The sequence below is a fragment of the Simplicispira sedimenti genome, from assembly GCF_022760965.1.
Lineage (GTDB): Bacteria > Pseudomonadota > Gammaproteobacteria > Burkholderiales > Burkholderiaceae_C > Simplicispira > Simplicispira sedimenti.
Map to the genome: position 1 here is coordinate 102,944 of NZ_JAKVIJ010000005.1, position 22,457 is coordinate 125,400.

The following is a 22,457-nucleotide window of genomic DNA, read 5'->3' on the forward strand; positions in this document are numbered from 1 at the left end:
TTAATCTACCGGCCAAGATTTTACTTTTGCCTGCGCTCATACCCCCGAGGAAACCCGAAATGGCCGAACCCCTGCTGATTGCCAAGCACGCCTCCATCGAATGCCACCTGCTGCCTGGCCTGGCCAACCGCCACGGCCTGATCACGGGCGCCACCGGCACGGGCAAGACGGTGACGCTGCAAACCTTGGCCGAAAACTTCTCGCGCATTGGCGTGCCGGTGTTCATGGCCGATGTGAAGGGCGACCTCACGGGCACGAGCCAGACCGGCCACATTCCCGAAAAAATGGCGGCCGTGCTCAAAGACCGCGGGCTGGAGCAGCCCACCTCACAGGCCTGCCCCGTCACCTTGTGGGACGTGTTCGGCGAACAGGGCCACCCGGTGCGCGCCACCGTGTCGGACATGGGCCCGCTGCTGCTGGGCCGCATGCTCAACCTCAACGAAACGCAGTTGGGTGTGCTCAACCTGGTGTTCAAGATCGCCGACGACAACGGCCTGCTGCTGCTGGACCTGAAGGACCTGCGCGCCATGCTCCAGTACGTGGGCGACAACGCCAAGGAGTTCACCACCGAATACGGCAACATCAGCGCCGCCAGCGTGGGCGCCATCCAGCGCGGTCTGCTGCAGATCGAGCAACAGGGCGGCGACAGGTTCTTCGGCGAGCCCATGCTCGACATCCAGGACTTCATGCAGACCGACACCAACGGCCATGGCGTGGTGAACATCCTGGCGGCCGACAGGCTCATGAACTCGCCGCGCCTGTACGCCACCTTTCTTCTGTGGATGCTGTCCGAGCTGTTCGAGACCTTGCCCGAAATCGGCGACCCCGAGAAGCCCAAGCTGGTGTTCTTCTTCGACGAAGCCCACCTGCTGTTCAACGAGGCGCCCAAGGTACTCATCGAGCGCATCGAGCTGGTGGTGCGCCTGGTGCGCTCAAAGGGCGTGGGGGTGTATTTCGTCACGCAGAACCCGCTGGACATCCCCGACAGCGTGCTGGCCCAGCTGGGCAACCGCGTGCAGCACGCGCTGCGCGCCTTCACGCCACGCGACCAGAAGGCCGTGAAGGCCACGGCCACCACCATGCGGCAAAAGCCCGGCCTGGACATCGAGACCGCCATCACCGAACTGGCCGTGGGCGAGGCACTGGTGAGTTTTCTCGACGCCAAGGGCCGCCCCAGCATCACCGAGCGCGTGTACGTGCTGCCACCGGGCAGCCAGATCGGTCCCATCACGCCCCAGCAGCGCCAGGCCTTGATGGCCAGCTCGCTCGTCGCGGGCGTGTACGAGAAGGTGGTGGACCGCGAATCGGCCTACGAAAAACTCAAAGGCCGCGCTGAGCAGATGGCCGCACAGGCACCCGCCAACGGCAAGGGGGCCGCCACGGCTCCCCAGGAAGAAGGCGGCCTGCTGGGTGGGCTCAACGACGTGCTGTTCGGCTCCACGGGCCCGCGCGGCGGTCGGCGCGACGGGCTGGCCCAAACCATGGCCAAGTCGGCCGTGCGCACCATGGGCACCACCCTGGGCCGCGAGATTCTGCGCGGCGTGATGGGGAGCATCTTCGGTGGGCGCAAGCGCTGAAAGCCCACATGACCGGCTTTGAATGGCTGCTGTTGCGCTGCGCGCGCTGGCTCTGGCCTGCGTTTGCGGGGGCCTGGGTCCTGGGCCTGCTGTGGGGTCTGGCGGGGAGCGCCCAGCCTGGAGGCGACTGGCTGCTTCCCTTTGCACTCAGTGCCTTGGCCACCCACGCGCTGACCCGCTGGGCCGACGCCGTGCGTGAGCGCTTCATCCGCGAAAGTGCCCTGCCCCATTCGCTCAAGCGCAAACTGCGCGAGGCATTCCCCCACCTCACCGCCAAGGACGTGGAACTGGCCGAACGCGCATTGCGCCAGTTCTTCATCGCCACCCTGCGCAGCAAGGGCCAGTACACCGCGGTGCCCACCCGAGCCGTGGATGTGATGTGGGCCGATTTCGCCCGCAATGCTCCGGCCTATGCGACCTGGTGCCGCTCGGCACTGGGTTATGTGCCCGAGCATTCCCCGGCGCAGGTTCTTGGCAAGAAAGCGCACTACAACGACGGCCTGCGCCGCACCTGGTACTGGGCTTGTTGCGACGAATCCATCGACCCGCGCAACCCCAGCCGCCTGCCACTGCTGTTTGCCATCGACACCAAGCTCGACATGCCCGATGGGCTGCGCTATGCAGCGCGCCCTCTCGCTGGCCCCTTGGCGTCCGCCGCACAGGCGTTTCACTATGGCACCAGTTTCTCTGAAGGCGGATTCAGCGGCCGTGCCGAAGATTTTGCGGGCGTGGAGCCGCAGAGAAAGTTTTCCAGCCTTTGGAAAGGCCGCCAAGAGGCCGACGGTGTTGCCTGGGGTGACAGCGACCACGGCGATGGCAGCAGCGCGGACGGCAGTGGCGCAGGCTGAGGCTCCGCCCCGGGCTCCATTGTCAGTCCAGGCCGCCAGCATTCACCTGCTATTTTATTGATAGCTATTACCGTATATTGAACGGGCACTGCAAGCCATTTCTTTGCAAAGTTTTGGCAGGCAGTCTAAGATGGCCCGCATCGGCACCACCACCTTGCTTCAGGGATCAGACGCCATGGACGCTTTGTTTCCTTTCGCTCCTCCCAGCCCTGCATCCGTGCTGCAGGCGGCCAATCGCCTCAAGGGGCTGGTTCACCGCACACCCATCCTGCGGTCCACGGCCGCAGATGAGAAGTACAGCGCACAGTTTTTCTTCAAATGCGAAAACCTGCAGCGCACGGGCTCTTTCAAGTTCAGAGGTGCATTCAACACCTTGGCGCAGTTCACCGATGCGCAGCGCGAGCGTGGCGTCATCACCTTCTCGGCAGGCAACCATGCCCAGGCCCTGGCCTTGGCCGCGCGGCTGCTGGACATGCCCGCATTGGTGCTCATGCCCGAGACGGCGCCCACTTCCAAAATGGCTGCAACGCGCGAATACGGCGCCCAGGTGCTCACCTACGATCCCATGACCGAAGACCGCCAGGCCATCTGTCAGCGCCTGGCGCTGGAGCGCGGAATGACGCTGGTACCTCCCAGCGAACACCCCGAGGTCATTGCAGGCCAGGGAACTGCGGCGCTGGAGCTGCTGGAAGATGTCCCCCGCCTTGACATCTTGCTCGTACCTGTCGGAGGGGGTGGCCTGATTGCAGGCAGCCTGCTGGCGGTGCAGGCGGCAAACTCCAACTGCCGCGTTGTGGGCGTGGAACCCGAGCATGCCAATGACGCCCAGCAATCCCTGCGCACCGGCCAGATTGTGCAAATCCCCTTGCCGCGCAGCACGATCGCCGATGGCGCACAGGCACAGGCCTTGGGACCACTGGCCTTCGGCCTGATCCGCAAGCATGTGGAAGACATCGTGACCACCAGCGACGCGAGCATGGTGCAGGCCATGCGCTTTTTTGCGGAGCGCATGAAGCAGGTGGTCGAGCCAACGGGCGCCCTGGCCTTTGCCGCTGCCAACGCAGCCGGATTGGATCTGCACGGAGCACGGGTGGGCGTTTTGATCAGCGGTGGCAACGTCGATTTGCCGCGCTATGCACGCTTTCTGGCAGACTGACGGTTTATCGCATTCTGTAACACCTGCTTCCCCATGCCTTCCATGAGCAACGTCCACGTCATCGACCACCCGCTGGTGCAGCACAAGCTGACCCTCATGCGCAAGAAAGACGCCAGCACCAACAGCTTCCGCCGCCTGCTGGGCGAGCTCTCCACCCTGATGGCCTACGAAGTGACACGCGACATGCCGCTGCAGGACATCGAAATCGAAACCCCGCTTGAGCGCATGACCGGCAAGGTCATTGATGGCAAGAAGCTGGTGCTGGTCTCCATCCTGCGCGCGGGCAACGGCTTCCTCGACGGCATGCTCAACGTGGTGCCCGGTGCCCGCGTGGGCCACATCGGCCTGTACCGCGACCCGGCCACGCTGCAGCCCGTGGAGTACTACTTCAAGATGCCCTCCGAGATGGACGAGCGCGACATCATCGTGGTGGACCCCATGCTCGCCACCGGCAACTCGGCCGCCGCCTGCGTGGACCGCCTGAAAAAGCTCCACCCCCGTTCGATCAAGTTTGTCTGTCTGCTGGCCGCGCCCGAAGGCATCGCCACGCTGCAAAAAGCCCACCCCGACGTGCCGATCTACACCGCGGCCATCGACCGCGAACTGAACGACCACGGCTACATCCTGCCCGGCCTGGGCGATGCGGGCGACCGCATCTTCGGCACCAAATAGGCACCAGGGCCCCAGAGCTGTCCGCATGGTGTGCACCATGCGCCTGTGGGGCACTGACATCCACGGTCCACCCATGAACACCCTGCTCCGCTCCCTTTCTGCCGTCCGCTCGACCGCCCCCCTGCCCGGAGTACGCGGCTGGCTGGGCGTCACCGTCCTGCTGCTGGCCACCAGCGTGCCCGCGCATGCCGAATCCCCCGCCGCGCTTTTCCAGCAGCACTGCGCCGCCTGCCATGGCGCCGGTCGGCTCGGCCAGTCGGCCCCTGCGCTGCTGCCCGAGAGTCTCACGCGCCTGCGCAAGGCCGAAGCCCTGAAGGTGATCCGCGAAGGCCGCGCCGCCACACAGATGCCCGGCTTCGCCGGTCAGCTCACCGAGGCACAGATTGCCGCGTTGGCAGAGCACATTTACACCCCCGTGGTACCCGCACCGACCATGACCGAGGCCGACATCAAGGCCTCGCGCATCGTCCAGCATGCGCCGGGCAACCTGCCCGACAAGCCCGCGCCCGTGTTCCAGGGCGTGGACATGATGAACCTTTTCATCGTGGTGGAAACGGGCGACAACCATGTCACCGTGCTCGACGGTGACAAGCTCGAACCCATCCACCGCTTCGCTTCGCGCTTCGCGCTGCATGGTGGGCCGAAATTCACGCCCGATGGACGCTATGTGTTCTTCGCGTCGCGCGACGGCTGGATCACCAAGTTCGACATCTGGAACCTGCAGGTGGTGGCCGAGGTGCGCGCGGGCATCAACACGCGCAACCTGGCGGTCTCGGGCGATGGCAAGTACGTGGCCGTGGCCAACTACCTGCCGCACACGCTGGTGCTGCTCGACGCCGATCTGAACCTGCTCAAGGTGCACAAGGTGTTGAACAAGGACCGCACGCAAACCTCGCGCGTCTCGGCTGTGTACGACGCCGCACCGCGCCAGAGCTTCATCGCGGCGCTCAAGGACGTGCCCGAGGTCTGGGAGATCAGCTACAACCCCAAGGCCGACGACGTGCCCATCGGCGTGATCCACGACTTCCTCTACAAGGAAGGCGCCTTCATCCCCGGCTTCCTGAACCCGCGCCGCACCTACCTGTCCGAGCCCATCGACGACTTCTTCTTCACCCAGAGCTACGACGAGCTCATGGGCGCGAGCCGCGAGGCCGGCAAGGGCCAGGTGATCCACCTCGACGTGCGAAAAAAGATCGCCAACCTGCAGCTGCCCGGCATGCCGCACCTGGGCTCGGGCATCACCTGGAAATACCGCCCCCAGCCCGGCACGCCCGAGCGCACCGTGATGGCCACCCCCAGCCTGCACGAGAGCCAGGTGACGGTGATCGAGTTGGACAACTGGAAAACCATCAAGACCATTCCCACGCTGGGCCCCGGCTTCTTCATGCGCAGCCACGAGAACACGCCCTACGCCTGGACGGACTCGATGATGTCGCCCAAGGCCAAGGACACGCTGCAGGTGATCGACAAGCGCACCCTGGAACGCGTGGCCGACATCCGCACCGACCCGGGCAAGACCCTGGCGCACGTGGAGTTCACGCGCGACGGCAAGTACGTGCTGGCCAGCCTGTGGGAGCGCAAGGCCGACGGCGGCGCCATCATCGTCTTCGATGCCGCCACCTTCAAGGAAATCAAGCGCATCCCCATGGACAAGCCGGTGGGCAAGTACAACCTGCACAACAAGATCACGCGCTCCGAAGGGACCAGCCACTGACGAAAGGCACCCACCCACAAAAAAACCGCACCCAAAAGGGTGCGGTTTTGCATTGCATGGGGCCCCACCTTGGCAGGTGGGACGCTCGGTACATCAATACACGTCGTGCTGCGTGTTATAGACGTTGAAGTGGCCCGTGGGGGTGATCAGGCGCGGATCCTTGATGACCTTCTTGAGCTTGAGGGTCTTGTCGTCCACCACCACAATGGCGCTCTCTTTGTTCTTGGCAGACCAGACAGAGAACCATACTTCGTCGCCCGCCTTGTTGTACTCGGGCTGCACCACGCGCTTGGCACCGTCGTCCTTCAGGCCAGCCCATTCGGCGATGGGCAACGTCTTGTAGCCCTTGTCCAGGTTGTTGATGTCGTACACCACAATGGACTGGGACACGGCGGGATCCGGATTCAGCGGGGCATCAGACCACAGGTTCTTGGACTTGGGATGGCTCTTGACGAACAGCGCACCACCGCCAGGGCCCTTGAGCTTGGCCACTTCCTTCCAGGCGTACTGCTTGTGCTTTTTGGGGTCGGTGCCGATCAGGGAAATGGTTTCGTCACCCAGGTGGCCTGTAGCCCAGACAGGGCCAAACTTGGGGTGGTCGAAGTTGGCACCACGCCCAGGGTGCGGAATCTTGCCCACTTCGACCAAGCCTGCCAGTTTGCCATCCTTGGTGTCAATGGCAGCAATCTTGTTGCTCTGGTTGGCAGCCACCATGAAGTAGCGCTTGGACGAATCCAGGCCACCATCGTGCAGGAACGGGGCAGAGCCGATTTCGGCGATCCGGAGCACGTCGATGTTGGAGTAGTCCACCAACAGGGTCTTGCCCGTCTCCTTCACGTTCACGACAAACTCGGGCTTGTAGTGGGATCCCAGAATCGAGGCCACACGGGGCTCAGGATGGTATTCCTGCGTGCCCACCACCATGCCGCGGGTGGACACGATCCGAAGCGGCTCCAACGTGTCGCCCTTCATGATGGTGAACTGGGGCGGCCAGTAGGTACCGGCGATGGCCAGTTTGTCCTTGTAACCCTTGGCCTTGGAGGTTTCCACGGAGCGGGCCTCCAGACCAACACGGATTTCGGCCACGTTATCGGGCTTCTCCATCCACAGGTCGATCATGTTGATCTTGGCGTCACGACCAATCACGAACAGGTAGCGGCCCGATGCCGACATGCGCGAGATGTGCACCGCGTAGCCGGTCTTGATGACGTTGATGATTTCCTTGGTGTCGCCATCGATCAGCGCAATCTCACCCGCATCGCGCAGCGTGGTCGAGAAGATGTTCTCGATGTTGTAGTTGTTCATCTTCTTCGTGGGACGCTTTTCGGGCGGCACGATGACTTTCCACGATTTCTTGGCGTCGGCCAGGCCCCACTCGGGTGGCTGGGGCGGCTCGTGCTGGATGTAACGCGCCATCAGATCCACCTGCTCCTCGGACAACTCACCCGAGGTTTGCCAGTTGGGCATGCCTGCGGGCGAACCGTAGGCAATGAATACCTTCAGGTAGTCGGTGCCCTTGGCGACCGTCAGATCAGGGGTCAAAGGTTTACCAGTGGCGCCTTTGCGCAGCACTCCGTGGCAACCTGCGCAGCGCTCAAAGTAAATTTTGCGCGCAGCCTCAAACTCCACCAGCGACATGGGCGGCGCCTTGGGGTTGGTGCTTTGCACCATCGGGGTGGCGGTCAGCGGGGACGTACCAGCCTGGTAGTTCCGCTCAACCTCAGAAACACCCTTTTGCTCTTGTGCAGACGCACCAAGCGCAAAAGTCGCGAGCACAACAGCCGCGACGCTCGTGGGTCGGAAATATTTCATGCGATAGCTCCAAATACTCAGTTGTTGGGTTGACCACTGGCGCAGCCAACATCTCACCGGCTGATGTTCCCCCGCCGCAAGACACTCGGGAATATAGAAAGGCCAGCACAAAGCAGGCTGATCTGCATCAACCGAGTAAACAACTCAGATAATTTTGTCGCTCTCAGCCTTCAATCCAAAAAGAGGCTAAGAACTATCGCTGAAGAACTAAGGTGCTACCACCTCCACCACACCCTTCATTTCGGGGTGTGGGCCGCAGGAATAAACATAGCGGCCAGGCGCGTCAAACTTTCGCTGCCAAGATTCACCTGGGAAAAACCTCTCTGATTCCCCCCCTTGCTCCGGAGCAAAGAGCACGGAGTGGCTGGTACGTTTTTCCTGGTTGATCCATTTGACGGTGTCCCCGGCACGGATCTGAACCTCAGCCGGCTCAAAGCGGTATTTCTGGATCACCACTTCCACCGTCTGCTGTGCAGAAACCAGTGGGATCGCAGCGAAAGAGAAGACGAGTGCCGCAGCGAACGCCACCCGCCTCCCATGGGGCATGACCGAGAACATGCGGCCCTCTGCCATACCGCATCAGTTACTGCTTGAGCGCCTTCACGTCACCATCGGCACCCACGCCCAGCGTGTAGCCGAGAGAAACATGGTGGAAGCGGCCGGTAGAGTGATCGCCGTGGATGGCGATGCCGAACGGAACCGCCTTGCCTTCGCCAGGGTTCTTGCTGGTGAACGTGACGGTGTAGGTATCACCCGACTTGGAGCCTTCGGCCTGTGCACCCAGGGTACCGCCATCCATCTTGCGCTCTGTGGTCACCGAGCCGTTCGCTACCTTGGCGCCCTTGGCGCTCTTCCACTGCATCAGCTGGTACGAACCTGCTTTGACGTACTTGGTCTTCTTGTCATCCGCACCAGGCATGGTGCGGGCATCGTTGTGGCAAGACGCCCAGCAGCCGGCCTGGTTTGCCAGTTGTACCTGAGCGTCCGGGAACATCACGGTCGCCTTGACCTCGTTTTCCTTGTCGCTCTGGTCGGCGCCGCCAGCGGGAGCCTTGAAGGTCAGACGGATGTAGAGGTTGCTGGCATCATAGGCAGCCTGCACCGCAACGGGGTAGTTCATGGTCTTGGGGGCGCCCTTGGGCTCCATGTCCTTACCCGCCAGACGCTTGAAGTCGAAGTTCAGCGCACCCTTCTCTTCGTGGCAACCCACGCAGGTTTCACCCTTTTTGAGACCGGCGGTACCGCTGTGGTCGGACTTCTTACCCACCCACTCCATGGGCGAGACACCTGGGTGGAAAACATGGATGTCGCGCTTGGGCACTTTGGACCAATCAGGTGCTGCGAAAGCGGCCTGCGAACCCACAGCCAGCAGCGAGCCCAAAAGCATCATGGAAAGCGTAGTCTTTTTCATCGATAACTCCTAGTAGGTAACTCAGAGGCAGCCGACTCCCTTGCGGAAGCGGCTGCCATATAAGCTTACAGATCTTCGTCCGAATCTTCCTTCATGCCTTTGGGCTTGGTGTGCGCAATGCCCTTGTGGCAATCGATACAGGTCTGCTTCTCTTCCTGTGCGATCTTGTGCATCTTAGCGCCGCGCGCTTTCTGCCTCTCGGTGTCCATGCCCTCGAAACTATGGCAGTTGCGGCATTCGCGCGAGTCGGCGGCCTTCATCCGCGCCCATTCCCGCTCAGCCAGAACCAAGCGCTTGGCTTCGAATTTTTCCTTGGTGTCGATCGTACCGGTCAGCTTGCCCCACACTTCTCGGCTGGCCTGGATCTTGCGGATCATCTTGTGTGTCCAGTCCTTGGGCACATGGCAATCCGAGCAGGCAGCACGCACACCCGTGCGATTGCTGTAGTGGATCGTCTTCTTGTATTCCTGATAGACGTTATCGTGCATCTCATGGCACGAAATACAGAAGTCCATCGTGTTGGTCGCTTCCATCCCGGTGTTGAAACCACCCCAGAACAGAATGCCAGAGATAAAACCCGTCATCAGCAGACCAAGAAGCGAATATTTCGCACTCGGCTTTTTCAGCGTGGCCCACAGGGTTGCAAGTTTTCCAGCCATTCAATCTCTCCCCACTTTATGCATCACATCGGAGACGCGTGGATCGAGGGGCTTGCGCCCCTCGATCCGTGCCTCAGATCAAGGCTGTTTTATCAGTAGATGTCGTGTTGCGTGTTGTACACGTTGAACTTGCCGGTGGGGGTGATCATCTTCGGATCGGTAATCACCTTCTTCACCTTCAGAGTTGCATCGTCATACACCACGATGGCGGACTGGTCGGTCTTGCCGCCCCACAGGGAGATCCAGACTTCCTTGCCGTCAGCCGAGTACTCGGGGTGCACAGCACGCTTCACGGCCTTGGTTTCCGGCAGACCGGAATCCTTGGCAACGTTCAGCACAGCCTTGGGCTTGGACAGGTCGGCCATGTCCCACACTGCCACGGACTCAGCCAGATCCTTGTCGGGGTTCTGCGGAGCGTCAGCCCAGAAGTGCTTGGACTTCGGATGGGTCTTCACGAACAGGTTACCCGGCACGTGCTTCATTTCCTGAACAACCTTCCAGTTGTACTGCTTGAACTGCTTGTGCTTCGGATCTTCCGAGGGCGTGGAAATCAGCGTCACAACATCAGCACCCAGGTGGCCGGTAGCCCAGACGGGACCGAACTTGGGGTGAACGAAGTTGGCGCCACGACCGGGGTGGGGGATCTTGGCCGTATCGACCAGGGCCGCCAGCTTGCCGGTCTTGGTATCCACCGCAGCGATCTTGTTCGAAGCGTTGGCCGCAACCAGGAAGTAGCGCTTGGAAGCGTCCCAACCGCCGTCGTGCAGGAACTTGGCAGAACCGATGGTGGTGGTCTTCAGGTTTTCGATGTCGGAGTAATCGACCAGCAGGATCTGGCCGGTTTCCTTGATGTTCACCACCCATTCAGGCTTGATGAACGATGCCACGATGGAAGCCACACGGGGCTCGGGGTGGTATTCGCCATCCACGGTCATACCACGGGTGCTCACCACCTTGAGGGGCTTGAGCGTATCGCCGTCCATGATGACGTACTGAGGCGGCCAGTAAGAACCAGCAATCGCGTACTTGTCTTCAAAGCCCTTGAACTTGGAGGTATCCACCGAGCGCGCGTCGAAGCCGATCTTGAGCTCGGCAACCACATCAGGCTTTTCCATCCACAGGTCGATCAGGGACAGACGGCCGTCGCGGCCGATCACGTACACATAGCGGCCGGAAGCAGACAGGCGCGAAATGTGCACGGCATAGCCGGTCTTGACGATGCTGCGGATTTCCTTGGTGTCGCCATCGATCAGGGCCACTTCGCCCGTGTCGCGCAACGTCACAGAGAACACGTTCTTCAGGTTGATCTTGTTCATCTGCTTGGTCGGACGCTTGTCGACCGGCACGATGACCTTCCAGGAATCCATCGTTTCCTTGAAGCTGTACTCTGGCGGCACATCCGGCGTGTTCTGGATGTAGCGAGCCATCAGGTTGATTTCTTCCTTGGTCAGGATGTCATCAAAGTTCACCATGCCGCCATCGGTACCGTAACCGATGATCTTTTCCAGACGCGATTGACCCAGGGCCAGCGTACCACCTTCAGTGGTCTTGCCGTCCTTGTCGGTCTTGCTCCAATGCGGCTCAAGGTTCTTGCCGGTGGCACCCTTGCGCAAGACACCGTGGCAACCAGCGCAACGCTCGAAGTAAATCTTCTTGGCGGTTTCCTTTTCAGCGGCCGTCATGGTGGGCGCCTGAGGTTTGTCTTGAGCCATTGCAGGAACTGCAAGGCCCGTCAGCATCACCACTGCAGCAATGCTCGAAAGGCGGGGAAATGTCATCGTTCTTACTCCAAAGGTACCTTGCAGCCAATCCGCCCGCAGGCGGCGGTCGAAACCCGGTGACGGCTACAACAAGTCGATCCGGGCAAGACCATTATGCGGGCGTTGTCTCTACCGTCAACTTGATCTATGTTAAACAGCCATTCCAAATGCCTCAAAGAGTTAAAAAATGTACGCACAATCCAACCATTGCTGATGAAGGCATGCACCCGCAAACCGCACGCCCCACTCGCGTAAGATTTGCGCCCGCGACTCGAAAGCCCCGAATTGAAACCACTATCTACACTGCGCTTTGACTCGCTGGGGTGCAGCAAGGGCGGCCGCAAGCTGTTCCAGAACATCCACTGCACCCTTGAGGCTGGGCGCTGGCTGCATGTGGTGGGGGTCAATGGTATTGGGAAAACCAGTCTTTTGCGCATGCTGTGCGGCCTGGCGCCCATTGAATCCGGCGCCATCTTGTGGAACGACGTGCCCATCCAGAAGCAACGGGCCGACTTTCAGCGTGATCTGTGTTACCTGGGGCACCTCAATGGCCTGCAAGAGTCCATGACCGTGCGCGAGAACCTGGCGTTCACCGCCGCATTGGGTGGTTTTACGACCGATGAGGGCTCCATTCGCAACATTCTTGCCAGGTTTGGAGTTCCCGGCCGGGGAGAACACCTCGTTCGTCATCTGTCTCAAGGTCAAAAAAGGCGCGTGGCCTTGTGCCGACTGGCGCTGAGTCAGGCGCCACTGTGGGTATTGGATGAGCCCTTCGTGGCCATGGATGACACCGGAATACAGATGCTGACGGAGCTGATTGCAGAACACCTTGCCAATGGTGGCCTCACGGTTCTGACCAGTCATCAGGCCGTCGAGATCGGCGCCATCCCAGTCCAAATCTTGGAGTTGCGCGCATGAAATTGACGCATGTCAAGCCCATCGGACTGGGAAGCGTCATGCTTGCGGTCCTGCGCCGCGAGATTTCGCTGGCAATGCGCCAGAAGGGTGAAGTGCTGACGCCATTGGTGTTTTTTGCCGTGGTCGCCAGCCTCTTCCCTCTGGGCGTCGGGCCGGAGTCGGCGCTTTTGTTGCGCATGGCTCCCGGTGTTTTGTGGGTGAGTGCCTTGCTTGCTGCCATGCTTTCTCTTCAGCGCCTTTTTGCCAGCGACTACGCCGACGGCTCCCTGGAGCAAATGGTGTTGTCGCCAGCTCCGCTGCAGTTGCTGGTGGCCGCGAAGGCCCTGTCCCACTTCTTGCTGTCGGGCGTCCCTCTGGTGCTGATGGCGCCGGTTCTCGGCCTGCAGTTCGGGCTGGATGCGTCATCCCTGGGAATTCTGATGCTGACACTGCTCCTGGGCACACCGACCTTGAGCCTGATAGGAAGCATTGGCGCCGCATTGACACTCGGTGTTCGGGGTGCCGGGGTTCTGCTGTCGCTCCTGATCCTGCCGCTGTACATTCCCGTCCTGATTTTTGGCGCGGGGGCTGTGGAAGCCTACACCTCGGATCTGGGTGTCCATGGGCACCTGTCCCTGCTGGCTGCGCTGTTGGTTCTTTCCCTGTTTTTTGCCCCCTTCGCCACAACGGCTGCACTGAAGATATCCCTGGAATGAAAACAAACAGCATTCACTGGTTCAAGTACGCTGCGCCCCAGAACTTCTACTTTCTGGCTGGCAAGATGTGGCCATGGTTCGCAGCACTGGCCGCCCTGCTGATGGTGGTGGGTTTGTGGATCTCCTTCTTTGTGGCGCCCGTGGATGCCCAGCAAGGGCAAGGCTACCGCATCATCTTTGTGCACGTGCCGTCATCGCAGATGTCGATGTTCATCTACCTCGTGATGGCCGCTTGGGCCGGTGTCGGTCTGGCGTTCAATACGCGCCTCTCGGGCATGATGGCCGCCGCCCTTGCCCCCACAGGGGCCTTGTTTGCGTTTCTTTCGCTGCTGACGGGGTCGCTCTGGGGCAAACCCATGTGGGGCACTTGGTGGGTATGGGACGCACGACTCACCTCGACGCTGATCCTGCTCTTCCTTTACCTGGGATTTCTGGCATTGCAATCGAGCATTGACGATCCCCGCCGAGCAGACAAAGCCTGCGCCGTGCTCGCCCTGGTAGGGGTTGTCAACGTCCCCATCATCTATTTTTCGGTGAACTGGTGGAATACCTTGCACCAGGGAGCATCGGTCTCGCTGACCCGGGCGCCCTCGATGGCGGCACCCATGCTGTGGGGCATGCTGATCATGGTGTTGGCGTTCTGGATGTACGCCATCGCGGCTGCGCTGGCTCGGGTGCGCAACATCATTCTTGAGCGGGAACGCCATACAGACTGGGTGAAAAATGCAGTGGAATAGTCTTTCCGAATTTCTTGCCATGGGCGGCTACGCACTCTATGTGTGGGGCAGCTTTGGTGCGACCGCCCTGGTCATGCTGTGCGAATCCTTGCTGATTCGCAGCCAGCGCAAACAGATCTTGCGAAACCTTCGCAACGGTGTTGACTCCCATCACGAATCATGAAACCACGTCACAAACGCGCTGCCGTCATTGCGGGCGGTCTGGCCGCCCTGTCGCTGGCGGCCTATCTGGTGCTGAACGCCTTTGAAAGCAACCTGGTGTTTTTCTTCAGTCCCAGCCAGGTGGCTGCGGGCGAGGCGCCCAAGAACCGCACCTTTCGGGTGGGCGGCATGGTCAAGGAAGGCTCCGTCGAGCGCAAGGACCTCACGGTGAAGTTCATCGTCACCGATACAGCCAAGGAGATGACGGTGACCTACACCGGCATCCTTCCCGATCTGTTCCGCGAAGGCAAAGGGGTGGTGGCCCAGGGCAAGCTCGGCGACAACGGACTGTTCACAGCCACGGAAGTGCTTGCCAAACACGACGAAAACTACATGCCCCCAGAGGCACAGCATGCCGTCGATCAGGCCCAGAAGACCATTGAAACGCTGAAATAACATGATTCCCGAACTAGGCCACTTCGCGCTGATCCTGTCGCTTTTTGTTGCGCTCGCGCTGGGGGTTTTGACCGTGATCGGTGGTCAGACCGGCCGCAGCGATTGGATCGCTCTGGCCCGCCCCGGCGCGCACGCGCTATGGCTGCTCACCGCCATCGCCTATGGCTGCCTGACCTATGCGTTCTACTCCAACGACTTCTCCGTCGTTTATGTGGTCCAGCACTCCAACTCCAGCCTGCCCGCCCTGTACCGCATCGCTGGGGTGTGGGGGGGGCATGAAGGCTCCTTGCTGCTGTGGCACTTCATGCTCACCTCGTGGATGTTGGCAGTGGCATTTTTCTCCCGGCAATTGCCCGACGCCATGGTGGCCAAGGTATTGGGGATTCTCGGCCTGGTCGGGGTGGGCTTTCTGCTCTTCATGCTGCTGACGTCCAACCCATTCCTGCGGCTGACCGATGTCCCTGCGGACGGGCGTGATCTGAACCCCTTGCTGCAAGACCCCGGTCTGGTGTTTCACCCGCCCATGCTCTACATGGGTTACGTGGGCCTGGCCGTGCCGTTCGCCTTTGCCATTGCCGCACTGCTGGGCGGGCGCCTGGACGCCGCATGGGCGCGTTGGTCGCGCCCCTGGGCCACGGTGGCCTGGATGTTTCTCACCCTGGGCATTGCATTGGGCTCCTGGTGGGCCTATTACGAGTTGGGATGGGGCGGCTGGTGGTTCTGGGATCCGGTGGAGAACGCATCCTTCCTTCCCTGGCTGGTGAGCGTGGCGCTGATCCACTCATTGGCGGTGACGGAAAAGCGCGGTCTGTTCCGCAACTGGACCATCGTGCTGGCCATCACAGCGTTCTCACTCAGTTTGCTGGGCACCTTCCTGGTGCGCTCCGGGGTGCTGACTTCGGTCCACGCTTTCGCCACAGACCCTCGGCGTGGCGTTTTCATTCTGGTGTTCCTGATCGCTGTCGTCGGCAGCTCCCTGACCCTTTTTGCCATGCGTGCCAGCAAGGTGCGCGCTGGTGGTTCGTTCAAGCTGGTCTCACGCGAAACCTTCCTGTTGCTCAACAACGTTCTGATGACCACCGCGGCCGCCACCGTGCTGCTGGGAACCTTGTATCCGCTGATCGTCGATGCGCTGAACCTGGGCAAGCTGTCGGTCGGCCCGCCCTACTTCAACGCCGTCTTTGTGCCAATCATGGTGCCTGTCCTGCTGTTCATGGTGGTGGGCACCTTTGCCCGCTGGAAAAGTGACGGCATCGCCGAGCTGTGCAAAAAGCTGGGCGCCACCGCCCTGATTTCCGTGGCATTGGGATGCACTTTGCCGATTCTGGCTGGCCATTGGTCGGCTGCAGTGGCCTTGGGCATGAGCCTGGCGCTGTGGATCGTGCTGTCTTCGGCACAGCACATCTACCGCCAGCTCCGAGACACGGCGCGCTGGCGCTCCACTCCCTGGTCGTTCTGGGGCATGCACATCGCCCACATCGGTGTGGCGGTCAGCACCCTCGGCGTTGTCATGGTCACCAACTACGAAACCGAAAAAGACGTACGCATGACTGTGGGAGACACTGTCTCCGTGGGTGGCTATACCCTGCGGCTGACCGGCATACGCCAGGCCCAAGGCCCCAACTACCGTGCAGACGTGGGTGATGTCGAGCTGATCCAAGATGGAAAGGTCTTGCGCCATCTGCACCCCGAAAAGCGCGCCTACTTCTCCAGCACCATGCCCATGACCGAAGCCGCCATCGACACCGGGCTGGCCCGTGATGTGTATGTTTCTCTCGGAGAGCAGTTGGAAGGTGGAGCGAACCCGGCGTGGGCTGTGCGCGTGTACTACAAGCCCTTCGTGAGCTGGATCTGGGGTGGTGCGTTGCTCATGGCCCTGGGTGGCACCCTGGCGGCACTGGACCGCCGCTATCGCAAGAAAAAGGCCGCGACAGCATCGGATGCGCTGGTTTCGGGTGCAACAGCATGAAAAAAGCACTGATTCCCCTGGGCGTATTTCTGGTTCTGGTGGTGTTTCTGGCCATCGGCCTGACCCGCGACCCCCGCGTGGTTCCCTCGCCCCTGATTGACAAGGCTGCGCCCGTTTTCGTCGCTCCCTTGCTCCACACGCCCGAAAAACAGTTCTCGGCCCAGGACATGCGCGGCAAGGTGTGGTTGCTGAACGTCTGGGCGTCCTGGTGCACTGCCTGCCTGCAGGAACACCCGGTGCTGATGGAATATGCCAAGAGCAAAAACATTCCGCTGATCGGCCTGAACTACAAGGACCAATCTGCCAACGGGCTGAAATGGCTGGCCCGCCATGGTGACCCCTATGACCTGTCGGTGGTGGATCCTGAAGGGCGCATTGGTATTGACTTTGGCGTCTATGGCGTGCCCGAGACCTTTTTGATCGACAAGGAAGGCAAGATTCGCTTCAAGCAGATCGGCCCCGTGACCGAGGAAGCCCTGCTCAAGACCATCCTGCCGCTGGCACAGGAACTGCAAAAATGAAATTCTGGCTTGCCCTGTTGCTGGCGTTGCAGTTCGCTCTGCCTGCCCACGCCAATGAAGCCCCTCCGCTGGCGCAAGACCCGGTGGTGGAAAAACGCATGGTCGCCATCTCGGCGGAGCTGCGATGCCTGGTCTGCCAGAACGAATCGCTGGCGGGCTCGCGGGCCGATCTGGCCATGGACCTCAAGCGCGAGATCCGCTCCCAGATCCAGGCCGGCAAAAGTGACGCCGAGATCATGGACTTCATGGTCAGCCGCTATGGCGATTTCGTACGCTACCGCCCGCCCGTCAATCCGGTGACCTGGCTGCTCTGGTTTGGCCCCTTTGTATTGCTGGCGGGTGCCGTGTATGGGCTCGTGCGCATCGTGCGCACCCACCAGCGTGACGCCAAGCCTCAACCGCTTGACGAAGCCCAACGCGCCAAGGCGCAGTCAATCCTGCAAGCTCCGGACCGCCTTCCATGACCCTTTTCATTGCCCTCGCAGCGGCCTTGACCGTGCTGATCATCGTTTGGATGGTCTGGCCCCTGCTGCGTCCAACGCCGCTCAACAACGTCTCCAGCCTGCGACTGAACGCCGCCATCTACCGCGAACAGCTCGATGCCCTGGAGCGCGACCTTGCCAATGGCACCATGACACCGGCCGACTATGAGGCCACCCGCGACGAGCTGCAGCTGCGCCTGCTGGACGACACCGCAGAACCCGATGCCCCTGCCGCACCGACCGCCACACCCTTCTGGAGCGCACGACGCACTTCGGCATTGCTGGCCTTGGTATTGCCCCTGGGCGCCGCAGGCATGTACCACTTTCTGGGCAACCCTGCGGCGCTGAGTCCTGCACTCGCGCAGGCCGCAGCGCAAGAACAGGTGATCCAGATGGTGGAGTCCCTGGCCGCCAAACTCCAGGCCAATCCAGACAACCCCAAGGGCTGGGCCATGCTGGCGCGGTCCTACAAGGTCATGGGCCGACTGGACGAGGCCGCGCAGGCCTACGCCAAGGCCAGTGAAGCCATTCAGAACCACCCCGACTTCCTGGTGGACTATGCCGAACTGCTGGCCCTGCGGGCAGGCAATCGCATGGAGGGCCAGCCGCAGGAACTGGTTCGACAGGCCCTGAGTGTGGACCCCGAACACCCCAGCGCACTCATGATGTCCGGCGTTGCCGCCTATCAACAGGGCGACTTCGATCGCGCCGCAGCAGACTGGGAAAAACTGCTGGGACTCTTGGAACCGGGCTCCGAAGACGCCAAGGTCACCCAAGAATACCTGGACGACGCACGCCTCCAAGCCTCCAAGGCCAAGAAGCCATAGCCGACCCTGGTCTGGGGATGTGCGCAGGCGGCTCAGCCTGCGCTCCCCCCTTGCTGCGAAGCCGTCAGACACCTACCACCCACGCAAAAAACAACCAACATGCAGATCCACCGTTCGACAGAACCTTCCCGACCCCAGGCACGTACCTTGGCCGTCCTGGTATCCCTGGCTTGTCTGCACATGGTGCCGGCACATGCCCAAAGCACGGCCCCACGCAACGCCCATGCGGCACTGCCCGAAGTGGTGGTCAGCGGCTCGCGGCAGGAGCAGGCGGCAGACGAGCTGCCGCTATCCTACGATGTGATCAACGCCAACACCCTGAGCAACCAGCAAAGCCGCAACCTGCGCGAAGCGCTGGAGAACCTGCCCAACACGTCGGTCAAGCGCTCGCCGGCCCGGTTTTCCGTCGGCGGTGCCACCGCCAGCGCCGGGCGCGATGGCAACGTAGGCATCAACATCCGCGGCCTGGGTGGCAACCGGGTGCTGCTGATGACCGATGGCGTGCGCATGCCGCGCAGCTACGCCTTCCGCACCACCACCTTTGACCGTGAATACCTCTCGCTCGAACTGCTCAAGCGCATCGAGGTGGTACGTGGCCCGGCGTCCGCCCTGTACGGTTCCGACGGCATGGCGGGGCTGGTCAACTTCATCACGCACGAACCGGCCGACTTCCTGGCCGTCGGCAAAGGCGAAACACCCAAAACGCTCGGTGGCCGCATTGCGGCGGGCTGGAGCGGTGACGACAACGGCCACACCCTGGCCGGTACCGTGGCAGGCCAAGCCAGCGACACCCTGCAGTGGATGCTGACGGCCACCACCCGCGGCGCCCACGCCATGGACAACATGGGCACCAACCACGAGCCCAATCTCAACCGCACCCGCCCCAACCCGCAGGACGACCGCGACAACGCCGTGCTCGGCAAGATCGTGCTGCGCCCCCATGCCACGCAGCGCCACGTGTTCACGCTGGAGCATGTGCAGAAGAAATCGGATGTGGACCTGCTCTCCAGTCGCAACCCCCTGCCCTTGCGCGGCACCCCGGCGCAGATTGCCGGTGCCATCGTCGATGAATACTCCTCGCGCTCCATGGAGCGCAACCGCCTGACCTGGGATGCCCGGTTTGGCCTGGGTACCGACTGGGCAGACCACGTGCGCACCGTCGTGGCGTACCAGGATGCGCAATCGCGCCAGGTCGGCACCAGCGTACGCAACACCCTGCCCCTGCGCGTGCGCGACAACTCCTATGGCGAGAGCACCTGGCAGGCCGGCGTGCAGGCCGACAAAATTTTGCGCAGCGGTGGCTGGGCGCACAAGATCACCTACGGGCTGGACCATGTGCGCAGCGACATCTCCAACCTCTACACCGGCCTGGCCCCCCTCCCACCGGAAGTGTTTCCGCTCAAGCGCTTCCCCGACACACGCGAAACCACCAGCGCGCTCTATGTGCAGGACGAATCGGTGCACGGCAACTGGAGCTTGACCCCTGGCCTGCGCTTCGACCATTTTTCGCTTGACGTGACCAGCCAGGCGGGCTTTTACCCACCCGCCAAGCAGCCAGGGCAGTCGCTCTCGGGCTCGGCGCTGTCGCCCAAGATCGGCGTGCTGTACCGCGCCACGGAACAGTGGAGCGTGTTCGGCCAGTACGCAGCGGGCTTTCGCGCCCCCGATGCAGGGCAGGTCAACGGTTACTACGAAAACGCGGCCGAACAGGTCATCATCATCCCCAACCCCGACCTCCGGCCCGAAAAGAGCCGCGGCGTGGAACTGGGCGTGCGCGGACGCCTGGACCGCCTGAGCCTGGACGCCGCCGTGTTTGGCAGCCACTATTCCAACCTGATCATGGACACGGTGCTGATCCGCGGCACGGGCACAGCGGCGGATCCGCGCATCTTCCAGACCATCAACACCGAGCGCGCACGCATCACTGGCTTTGAGCTCAAGGGCCAGTACGACTGGGGCCGCGTGGCGGGCGGACGCCTGGTCACGCCGTTCAGCTACGGCAAGGCACGCGGTGTGAACCGCGCCACCGGCAAACCCATCAACTCGGTGGACCCCGCCCAGCTGGCGCTGGGCGTGCAGTACGACACGGCGGCCTGGGGCCTGCGCCTGGACATGCGCCACCATGCGGCCAAGACGGCCAAGGACATCGACAGCGCCTCGTCCGTCAAGCCGCCCAACACGCAGTTCACCGTTCCCTCGGCCACCACGCTGGATGTATCCGCGCAGTGGCGCCTGCGCAAGGACCTGCGCCTGAACTTCGCCGTGCACAACCTGACCAACCGCAAGTACTGGCTCTGGCCCGACGTCTATGGCCTGGCGGCCTCGTCCACCACCAATGACGCCTACACCCAGCCAGGGCGCAGCGTCCATGTGTCGCTGGTCAAGGATTTCTGAGGCCACCTAAAATTTGATGGAAAATAGGCTTTGAGCCCATAAATACAGCGCAAGCAGCTATCAAAACAATAGCAATTTTGCGCTGTATCCTCGGGTTGCTGCAACTCCACGCTGCCCGACGGCCGCACCCAGATGTCCGTTGCCATTCAGGACGGCCGCATCGCCGAAAAGCGCCGGGGCATGACGCGCTTGCCCGAACTACTGGCCGCAGGTCTGACCGTGGCTTTCAGCCAGGACTGCGTGAAGGACCCCTGGTATGGACTGGGCAGTAGCGACAGCAGGAACTGGCACGAACCGGCACACATGGCCCTGCATGTGGGCCAGATGACCAGCCAGGTCGCCATGCGCCAATGCTTCAAAGCCGTCACCACCCAACCAGCGCAGCCGCTGGGACTCGAAGGCTACGGGCTGGCGGCGGCGGCCCGTGAGCCGCCCGGAACGGGCTCTGGCTGCCACACCTCGACCCGGTTGCGCCCGCGCTGCTTGGCCTGGTACATGGCCGCATCCGCACGGTGCAACACCCCTTCGGGGCTTTCGCCGGCAGCGCACAGGGTCACTCCGACACTCACTGTGAGCGCGATCGGCCCATGCTCGGTCATCGCGGGGTGCTGCCCCACCAGAGAACACAGGCGCTCGGCCACGGCCCTGGCACCCTCGCGGGTGGCAAGGGGCAAGGCGATTGCGAACTCCTCGCCACCAAGCCTGCCCATGAGATCCTCCCTGCGCAGGCAACTGGCGGCCAGGCCCACGAAGTGGCGCAGCACCTCATCCCCGCACTGGTGGCCCCAGGTGTCGTTGATCTTCTTGAAATGGTCCAGATCGATCACCAGCACGGGCAGTTCGGCCCTGCGGCGCCGCGCCTGGCTGATGGCCTTGTCCAGCAACGTCAGAAAGGCGCGCCGGTTGAAGACGCTGGTCAGCGGGTCCATCTCCGCCAGGCGCCGCAAGGCGCTGTGGGTGAACTCGTTGGCCAGCATCAGAATGCCAAACGCGATCAGCACCAGCGCCATGATCGCCTCCAGGATGACGAACTGCGACAGGGCCGGGACCATGTCGGCATCCTGCACGAGCGACATCTGCAGCTTGAACAGCAGGGTCCGCAACAGCACAAAAGCGCCATGTGCGCCCATGACGATCGCCGTCAGGTAGCGGGCTGGGTAGGCCTGCATGCCCCCATGCGCAAGGGTGGCGGCCGACAACCCGTAGAACACGCCAGGCCCAAGGCTCGCGGCCAGAAAGCGCATGCCCGGATGGGGCTGCACCAACGTGAAATACAGCGCCATGCCAACCAGTACCGCGATGAACACCGCCGCCCGTCCATGGCGGGGCGGCGGCCGACCCATGTAGGCATGGCAACCCATCAGGCAGAGGTAGCCCGTCAATGACACCGCGCATTGGGTCAGCACGACGGACAGGGCGGGCGGCAGTCGCGTCCATTGCAGGAAGCTGATGCTGAACAGCAGGCCGAACAGGTACGACAGCGTCCACAGCCGCAGGCCAGGGATCTGCCGGTTGAAGTACCACACTGCAAACAGCACTGCGGTGACCATGGCCATGAGGATGGCCGTGAGAGTCAGGAGGGTTGGACTGTGCACTGTGCAGAAACTCTACCGTGGCGTGGTGACCCATGCAGCGGGTTCAGAATATCCCATGCATCCAGCACCTCCACGAGGCGCGGGGGACCGGCTGACGCAGGTTGGATCCCCAG

General features: G+C 62.0%; 21 protein-coding genes and 1 pseudogene. 16 read left to right on the forward strand and 6 right to left on the reverse strand.

The window, feature by feature from the left end; genetic code table 11:
- Positions 1–59 precede the first annotated feature (59 nt).
- The 5 genes from MJ602_RS07365 (at position 60) to MJ602_RS07385 (ending at position 5,967) form a co-directional block, all read left to right on the forward strand.
- Entirely contained in the window at positions 60–1,577 is a 1,518-nt protein-coding gene (locus MJ602_RS07365; RefSeq protein WP_243020183.1) for a helicase HerA-like C-terminal domain-containing protein, read from the forward strand.
- Positions 1,578–1,585: 8 nt separating this feature from the next.
- Positions 1,586–2,425, forward strand: a complete 840-nt coding sequence (locus MJ602_RS07370; protein ID WP_243020184.1) for a hypothetical protein — start codon at positions 1,586–1,588, stop codon at positions 2,423–2,425.
- A 175-nt stretch (positions 2,426–2,600) separates the two neighbouring features.
- Positions 2,601–3,581, forward strand: coding sequence for a threo-3-hydroxy-L-aspartate ammonia-lyase (locus MJ602_RS07375; protein ID WP_243020185.1), 981 nt, complete (start codon positions 2,601–2,603; stop codon positions 3,579–3,581).
- A gap of 42 nt (positions 3,582–3,623) precedes the next feature.
- A complete protein-coding gene (upp, locus tag MJ602_RS07380; RefSeq protein WP_243020186.1) occupies positions 3,624–4,253 on the forward strand; it encodes a uracil phosphoribosyltransferase in 630 nt (209 codons plus the stop codon).
- Between the two features lie 73 nt (positions 4,254–4,326).
- Positions 4,327–5,967 (forward strand): nitrite reductase, encoded by a 1,641-nt coding sequence (locus MJ602_RS07385; RefSeq protein WP_243020187.1) that lies wholly within the window; start codon positions 4,327–4,329, stop codon positions 5,965–5,967.
- Between the two features lie 93 nt (positions 5,968–6,060).
- Here the strand turns inward: MJ602_RS07385 and MJ602_RS07390 are convergent, their stop codons facing one another.
- The 5 genes from MJ602_RS07390 to MJ602_RS07410 all read right to left on the reverse strand — a co-directional run bounded on the left by MJ602_RS07390 (position 6,061) and on the right by MJ602_RS07410 (position 11,627).
- Complete coding sequence (locus tag MJ602_RS07390) at positions 6,061–7,779, reverse strand: nitrite reductase (RefSeq protein WP_162016376.1); 1,719 nt, start codon at positions 7,777–7,779, stop codon at positions 6,061–6,063.
- Positions 7,780–7,986: 207 nt separating this feature from the next.
- On the reverse strand, positions 7,987–8,337 hold the full coding sequence (locus MJ602_RS07395) for a cupredoxin domain-containing protein (protein WP_243020188.1): 351 nt from the start codon (positions 8,335–8,337) through the stop codon (positions 7,987–7,989).
- Between the two features lie 25 nt (positions 8,338–8,362).
- A complete protein-coding gene (locus tag MJ602_RS07400; protein ID WP_243020189.1) occupies positions 8,363–9,169 on the reverse strand; it encodes an ethylbenzene dehydrogenase-related protein in 807 nt (268 codons plus the stop codon).
- 86 nt (positions 9,170–9,255) lie between these two features.
- Complete coding sequence (locus MJ602_RS07405) at positions 9,256–9,849, reverse strand: NapC/NirT family cytochrome c (RefSeq protein ID WP_162016378.1); 594 nt, start codon at positions 9,847–9,849, stop codon at positions 9,256–9,258.
- Between the two features lie 92 nt (positions 9,850–9,941).
- Positions 9,942–11,627: a cytochrome D1 domain-containing protein gene (locus MJ602_RS07410; RefSeq protein ID WP_243020190.1), complete on the reverse strand. Its 1,686-nt coding sequence runs from the start codon at positions 11,625–11,627 to the stop codon at positions 9,942–9,944.
- 267 nt (positions 11,628–11,894) lie between these two features.
- Between MJ602_RS07410 and ccmA the strand changes: the two genes are divergently transcribed.
- The 11 genes and pseudogenes from ccmA to MJ602_RS07465 form a co-directional block, all read left to right on the forward strand.
- Complete coding sequence (gene ccmA / locus MJ602_RS07415; protein ID WP_243020191.1) at positions 11,895–12,527, forward strand: cytochrome c biogenesis heme-transporting ATPase CcmA; 633 nt, start codon at positions 11,895–11,897, stop codon at positions 12,525–12,527.
- The gene (gene ccmB, locus MJ602_RS07420) at positions 12,524–13,222 is read left to right on the forward strand and encodes a heme exporter protein CcmB (protein WP_162016380.1); all 699 of its coding nucleotides are present in this window, start codon (positions 12,524–12,526) and stop codon (positions 13,220–13,222) included. Before ccmA ends, ccmB begins: the two co-directional genes overlap by 4 nt.
- Positions 13,219–13,959 (forward strand): heme ABC transporter permease CcmC, encoded by a 741-nt coding sequence (ccmC, locus tag MJ602_RS07425; RefSeq protein ID WP_243020192.1) that lies wholly within the window; start codon positions 13,219–13,221, stop codon positions 13,957–13,959. The genes ccmB and ccmC overlap by 4 nt, the downstream gene beginning before the upstream one ends.
- A 19-nt stretch (positions 13,960–13,978) precedes the next feature.
- Positions 13,979–14,122 (forward strand): heme exporter protein CcmD, encoded by a 144-nt coding sequence (gene ccmD, locus MJ602_RS07430; protein WP_242455348.1) that lies wholly within the window; start codon positions 13,979–13,981, stop codon positions 14,120–14,122.
- Positions 14,119–14,556, forward strand: coding sequence for a cytochrome c maturation protein CcmE (gene ccmE / locus MJ602_RS07435; protein WP_111868578.1), 438 nt, complete (start codon positions 14,119–14,121; stop codon positions 14,554–14,556). The genes ccmD and ccmE overlap by 4 nt, the downstream gene beginning before the upstream one ends.
- 1 nt (position 14,557) lies before the next feature.
- Positions 14,558–16,525: a heme lyase CcmF/NrfE family subunit gene (locus MJ602_RS07440; RefSeq protein WP_243020193.1), complete on the forward strand. Its 1,968-nt coding sequence runs from the start codon at positions 14,558–14,560 to the stop codon at positions 16,523–16,525.
- The gene (locus MJ602_RS07445) at positions 16,522–17,046 is read left to right on the forward strand and encodes a DsbE family thiol:disulfide interchange protein (RefSeq protein ID WP_111868575.1); all 525 of its coding nucleotides are present in this window, start codon (positions 16,522–16,524) and stop codon (positions 17,044–17,046) included. Before MJ602_RS07440 ends, MJ602_RS07445 begins: the two co-directional genes overlap by 4 nt.
- On the forward strand, positions 17,043–17,510 hold the full coding sequence (locus tag MJ602_RS07450) for a cytochrome c-type biogenesis protein (RefSeq protein ID WP_162016384.1): 468 nt from the start codon (positions 17,043–17,045) through the stop codon (positions 17,508–17,510). Before MJ602_RS07445 ends, MJ602_RS07450 begins: the two co-directional genes overlap by 4 nt.
- Entirely contained in the window at positions 17,507–18,355 is an 849-nt protein-coding gene (gene ccmI, locus MJ602_RS07455) for a c-type cytochrome biogenesis protein CcmI (RefSeq protein WP_243020194.1), read from the forward strand. The genes MJ602_RS07450 and ccmI overlap by 4 nt, the downstream gene beginning before the upstream one ends.
- A 180-nt stretch (positions 18,356–18,535) precedes the next feature.
- Positions 18,536–20,749 (forward strand): TonB-dependent hemoglobin/transferrin/lactoferrin family receptor, encoded by a 2,214-nt coding sequence (locus tag MJ602_RS07460; protein WP_243020195.1) that lies wholly within the window; start codon positions 18,536–18,538, stop codon positions 20,747–20,749.
- Positions 20,750–20,917: 168 nt separating this feature from the next.
- Positions 20,918–21,205 (forward strand): annotated as a pseudogene (locus MJ602_RS07465) (amidohydrolase family protein); the annotation flags it as partial.
- Here MJ602_RS07465 and MJ602_RS07470 read toward each other — a convergent pair.
- Entirely contained in the window at positions 21,151–22,305 is a 1,155-nt protein-coding gene (locus MJ602_RS07470; protein ID WP_243020196.1) for a GGDEF domain-containing protein, read from the reverse strand. The pseudogene MJ602_RS07465 and the gene MJ602_RS07470 sit on opposite strands and share 55 nt — an antisense overlap.
- Positions 22,306–22,457 lie beyond the last annotated feature (152 nt).

Bases quoted from the DNA above. Each gene is read 5' to 3' on its own strand.
- MJ602_RS07365 (WP_243020183.1), top strand. From the start codon at position 60: ATGGCCGAACCCCTGCTGATTGCCAAGCACGCCTCCATCGAATGCCAC.
- MJ602_RS07370 (WP_243020184.1), top strand. From the start codon at position 1,586: ATGACCGGCTTTGAATGGCTGCTGTTGCGCTGCGCGCGCTGGCTCTGG.
- MJ602_RS07375 (WP_243020185.1), top strand. From the start codon at position 2,601: ATGGACGCTTTGTTTCCTTTCGCTCCTCCCAGCCCTGCATCCGTGCTG.
- upp (WP_243020186.1), top strand. From the start codon at position 3,624: ATGAGCAACGTCCACGTCATCGACCACCCGCTGGTGCAGCACAAGCTG.
- MJ602_RS07385 (WP_243020187.1), top strand. From the start codon at position 4,327: ATGAACACCCTGCTCCGCTCCCTTTCTGCCGTCCGCTCGACCGCCCCC.
- MJ602_RS07390 (WP_162016376.1), bottom strand. From the start codon at position 7,779: ATGAAATATTTCCGACCCACGAGCGTCGCGGCTGTTGTGCTCGCGACT.
- MJ602_RS07395 (WP_243020188.1), bottom strand. From the start codon at position 8,337: ATGTTCTCGGTCATGCCCCATGGGAGGCGGGTGGCGTTCGCTGCGGCA.
- MJ602_RS07400 (WP_243020189.1), bottom strand. From the start codon at position 9,169: ATGATGCTTTTGGGCTCGCTGCTGGCTGTGGGTTCGCAGGCCGCTTTC.
- MJ602_RS07405 (WP_162016378.1), bottom strand. From the start codon at position 9,849: ATGGCTGGAAAACTTGCAACCCTGTGGGCCACGCTGAAAAAGCCGAGT.
- MJ602_RS07410 (WP_243020190.1), bottom strand. From the start codon at position 11,627: ATGACATTTCCCCGCCTTTCGAGCATTGCTGCAGTGGTGATGCTGACG.
- ccmB (WP_162016380.1), top strand. From the start codon at position 12,524: ATGAAATTGACGCATGTCAAGCCCATCGGACTGGGAAGCGTCATGCTT.
- ccmC (WP_243020192.1), top strand. From the start codon at position 13,219: ATGAAAACAAACAGCATTCACTGGTTCAAGTACGCTGCGCCCCAGAAC.
- ccmD (WP_242455348.1), top strand. From the start codon at position 13,979: ATGGGCGGCTACGCACTCTATGTGTGGGGCAGCTTTGGTGCGACCGCC.
- ccmE (WP_111868578.1), top strand. From the start codon at position 14,119: ATGAAACCACGTCACAAACGCGCTGCCGTCATTGCGGGCGGTCTGGCC.
- MJ602_RS07440 (WP_243020193.1), top strand. From the start codon at position 14,558: ATGATTCCCGAACTAGGCCACTTCGCGCTGATCCTGTCGCTTTTTGTT.
- MJ602_RS07445 (WP_111868575.1), top strand. From the start codon at position 16,522: ATGAAAAAAGCACTGATTCCCCTGGGCGTATTTCTGGTTCTGGTGGTG.
- MJ602_RS07450 (WP_162016384.1), top strand. From the start codon at position 17,043: ATGAAATTCTGGCTTGCCCTGTTGCTGGCGTTGCAGTTCGCTCTGCCT.
- ccmI (WP_243020194.1), top strand. From the start codon at position 17,507: ATGACCCTTTTCATTGCCCTCGCAGCGGCCTTGACCGTGCTGATCATC.
- MJ602_RS07460 (WP_243020195.1), top strand. From the start codon at position 18,536: ATGGTGCCGGCACATGCCCAAAGCACGGCCCCACGCAACGCCCATGCG.
- MJ602_RS07470 (WP_243020196.1), bottom strand. From the start codon at position 22,305: ATGGCCATGGTCACCGCAGTGCTGTTTGCAGTGTGGTACTTCAACCGG.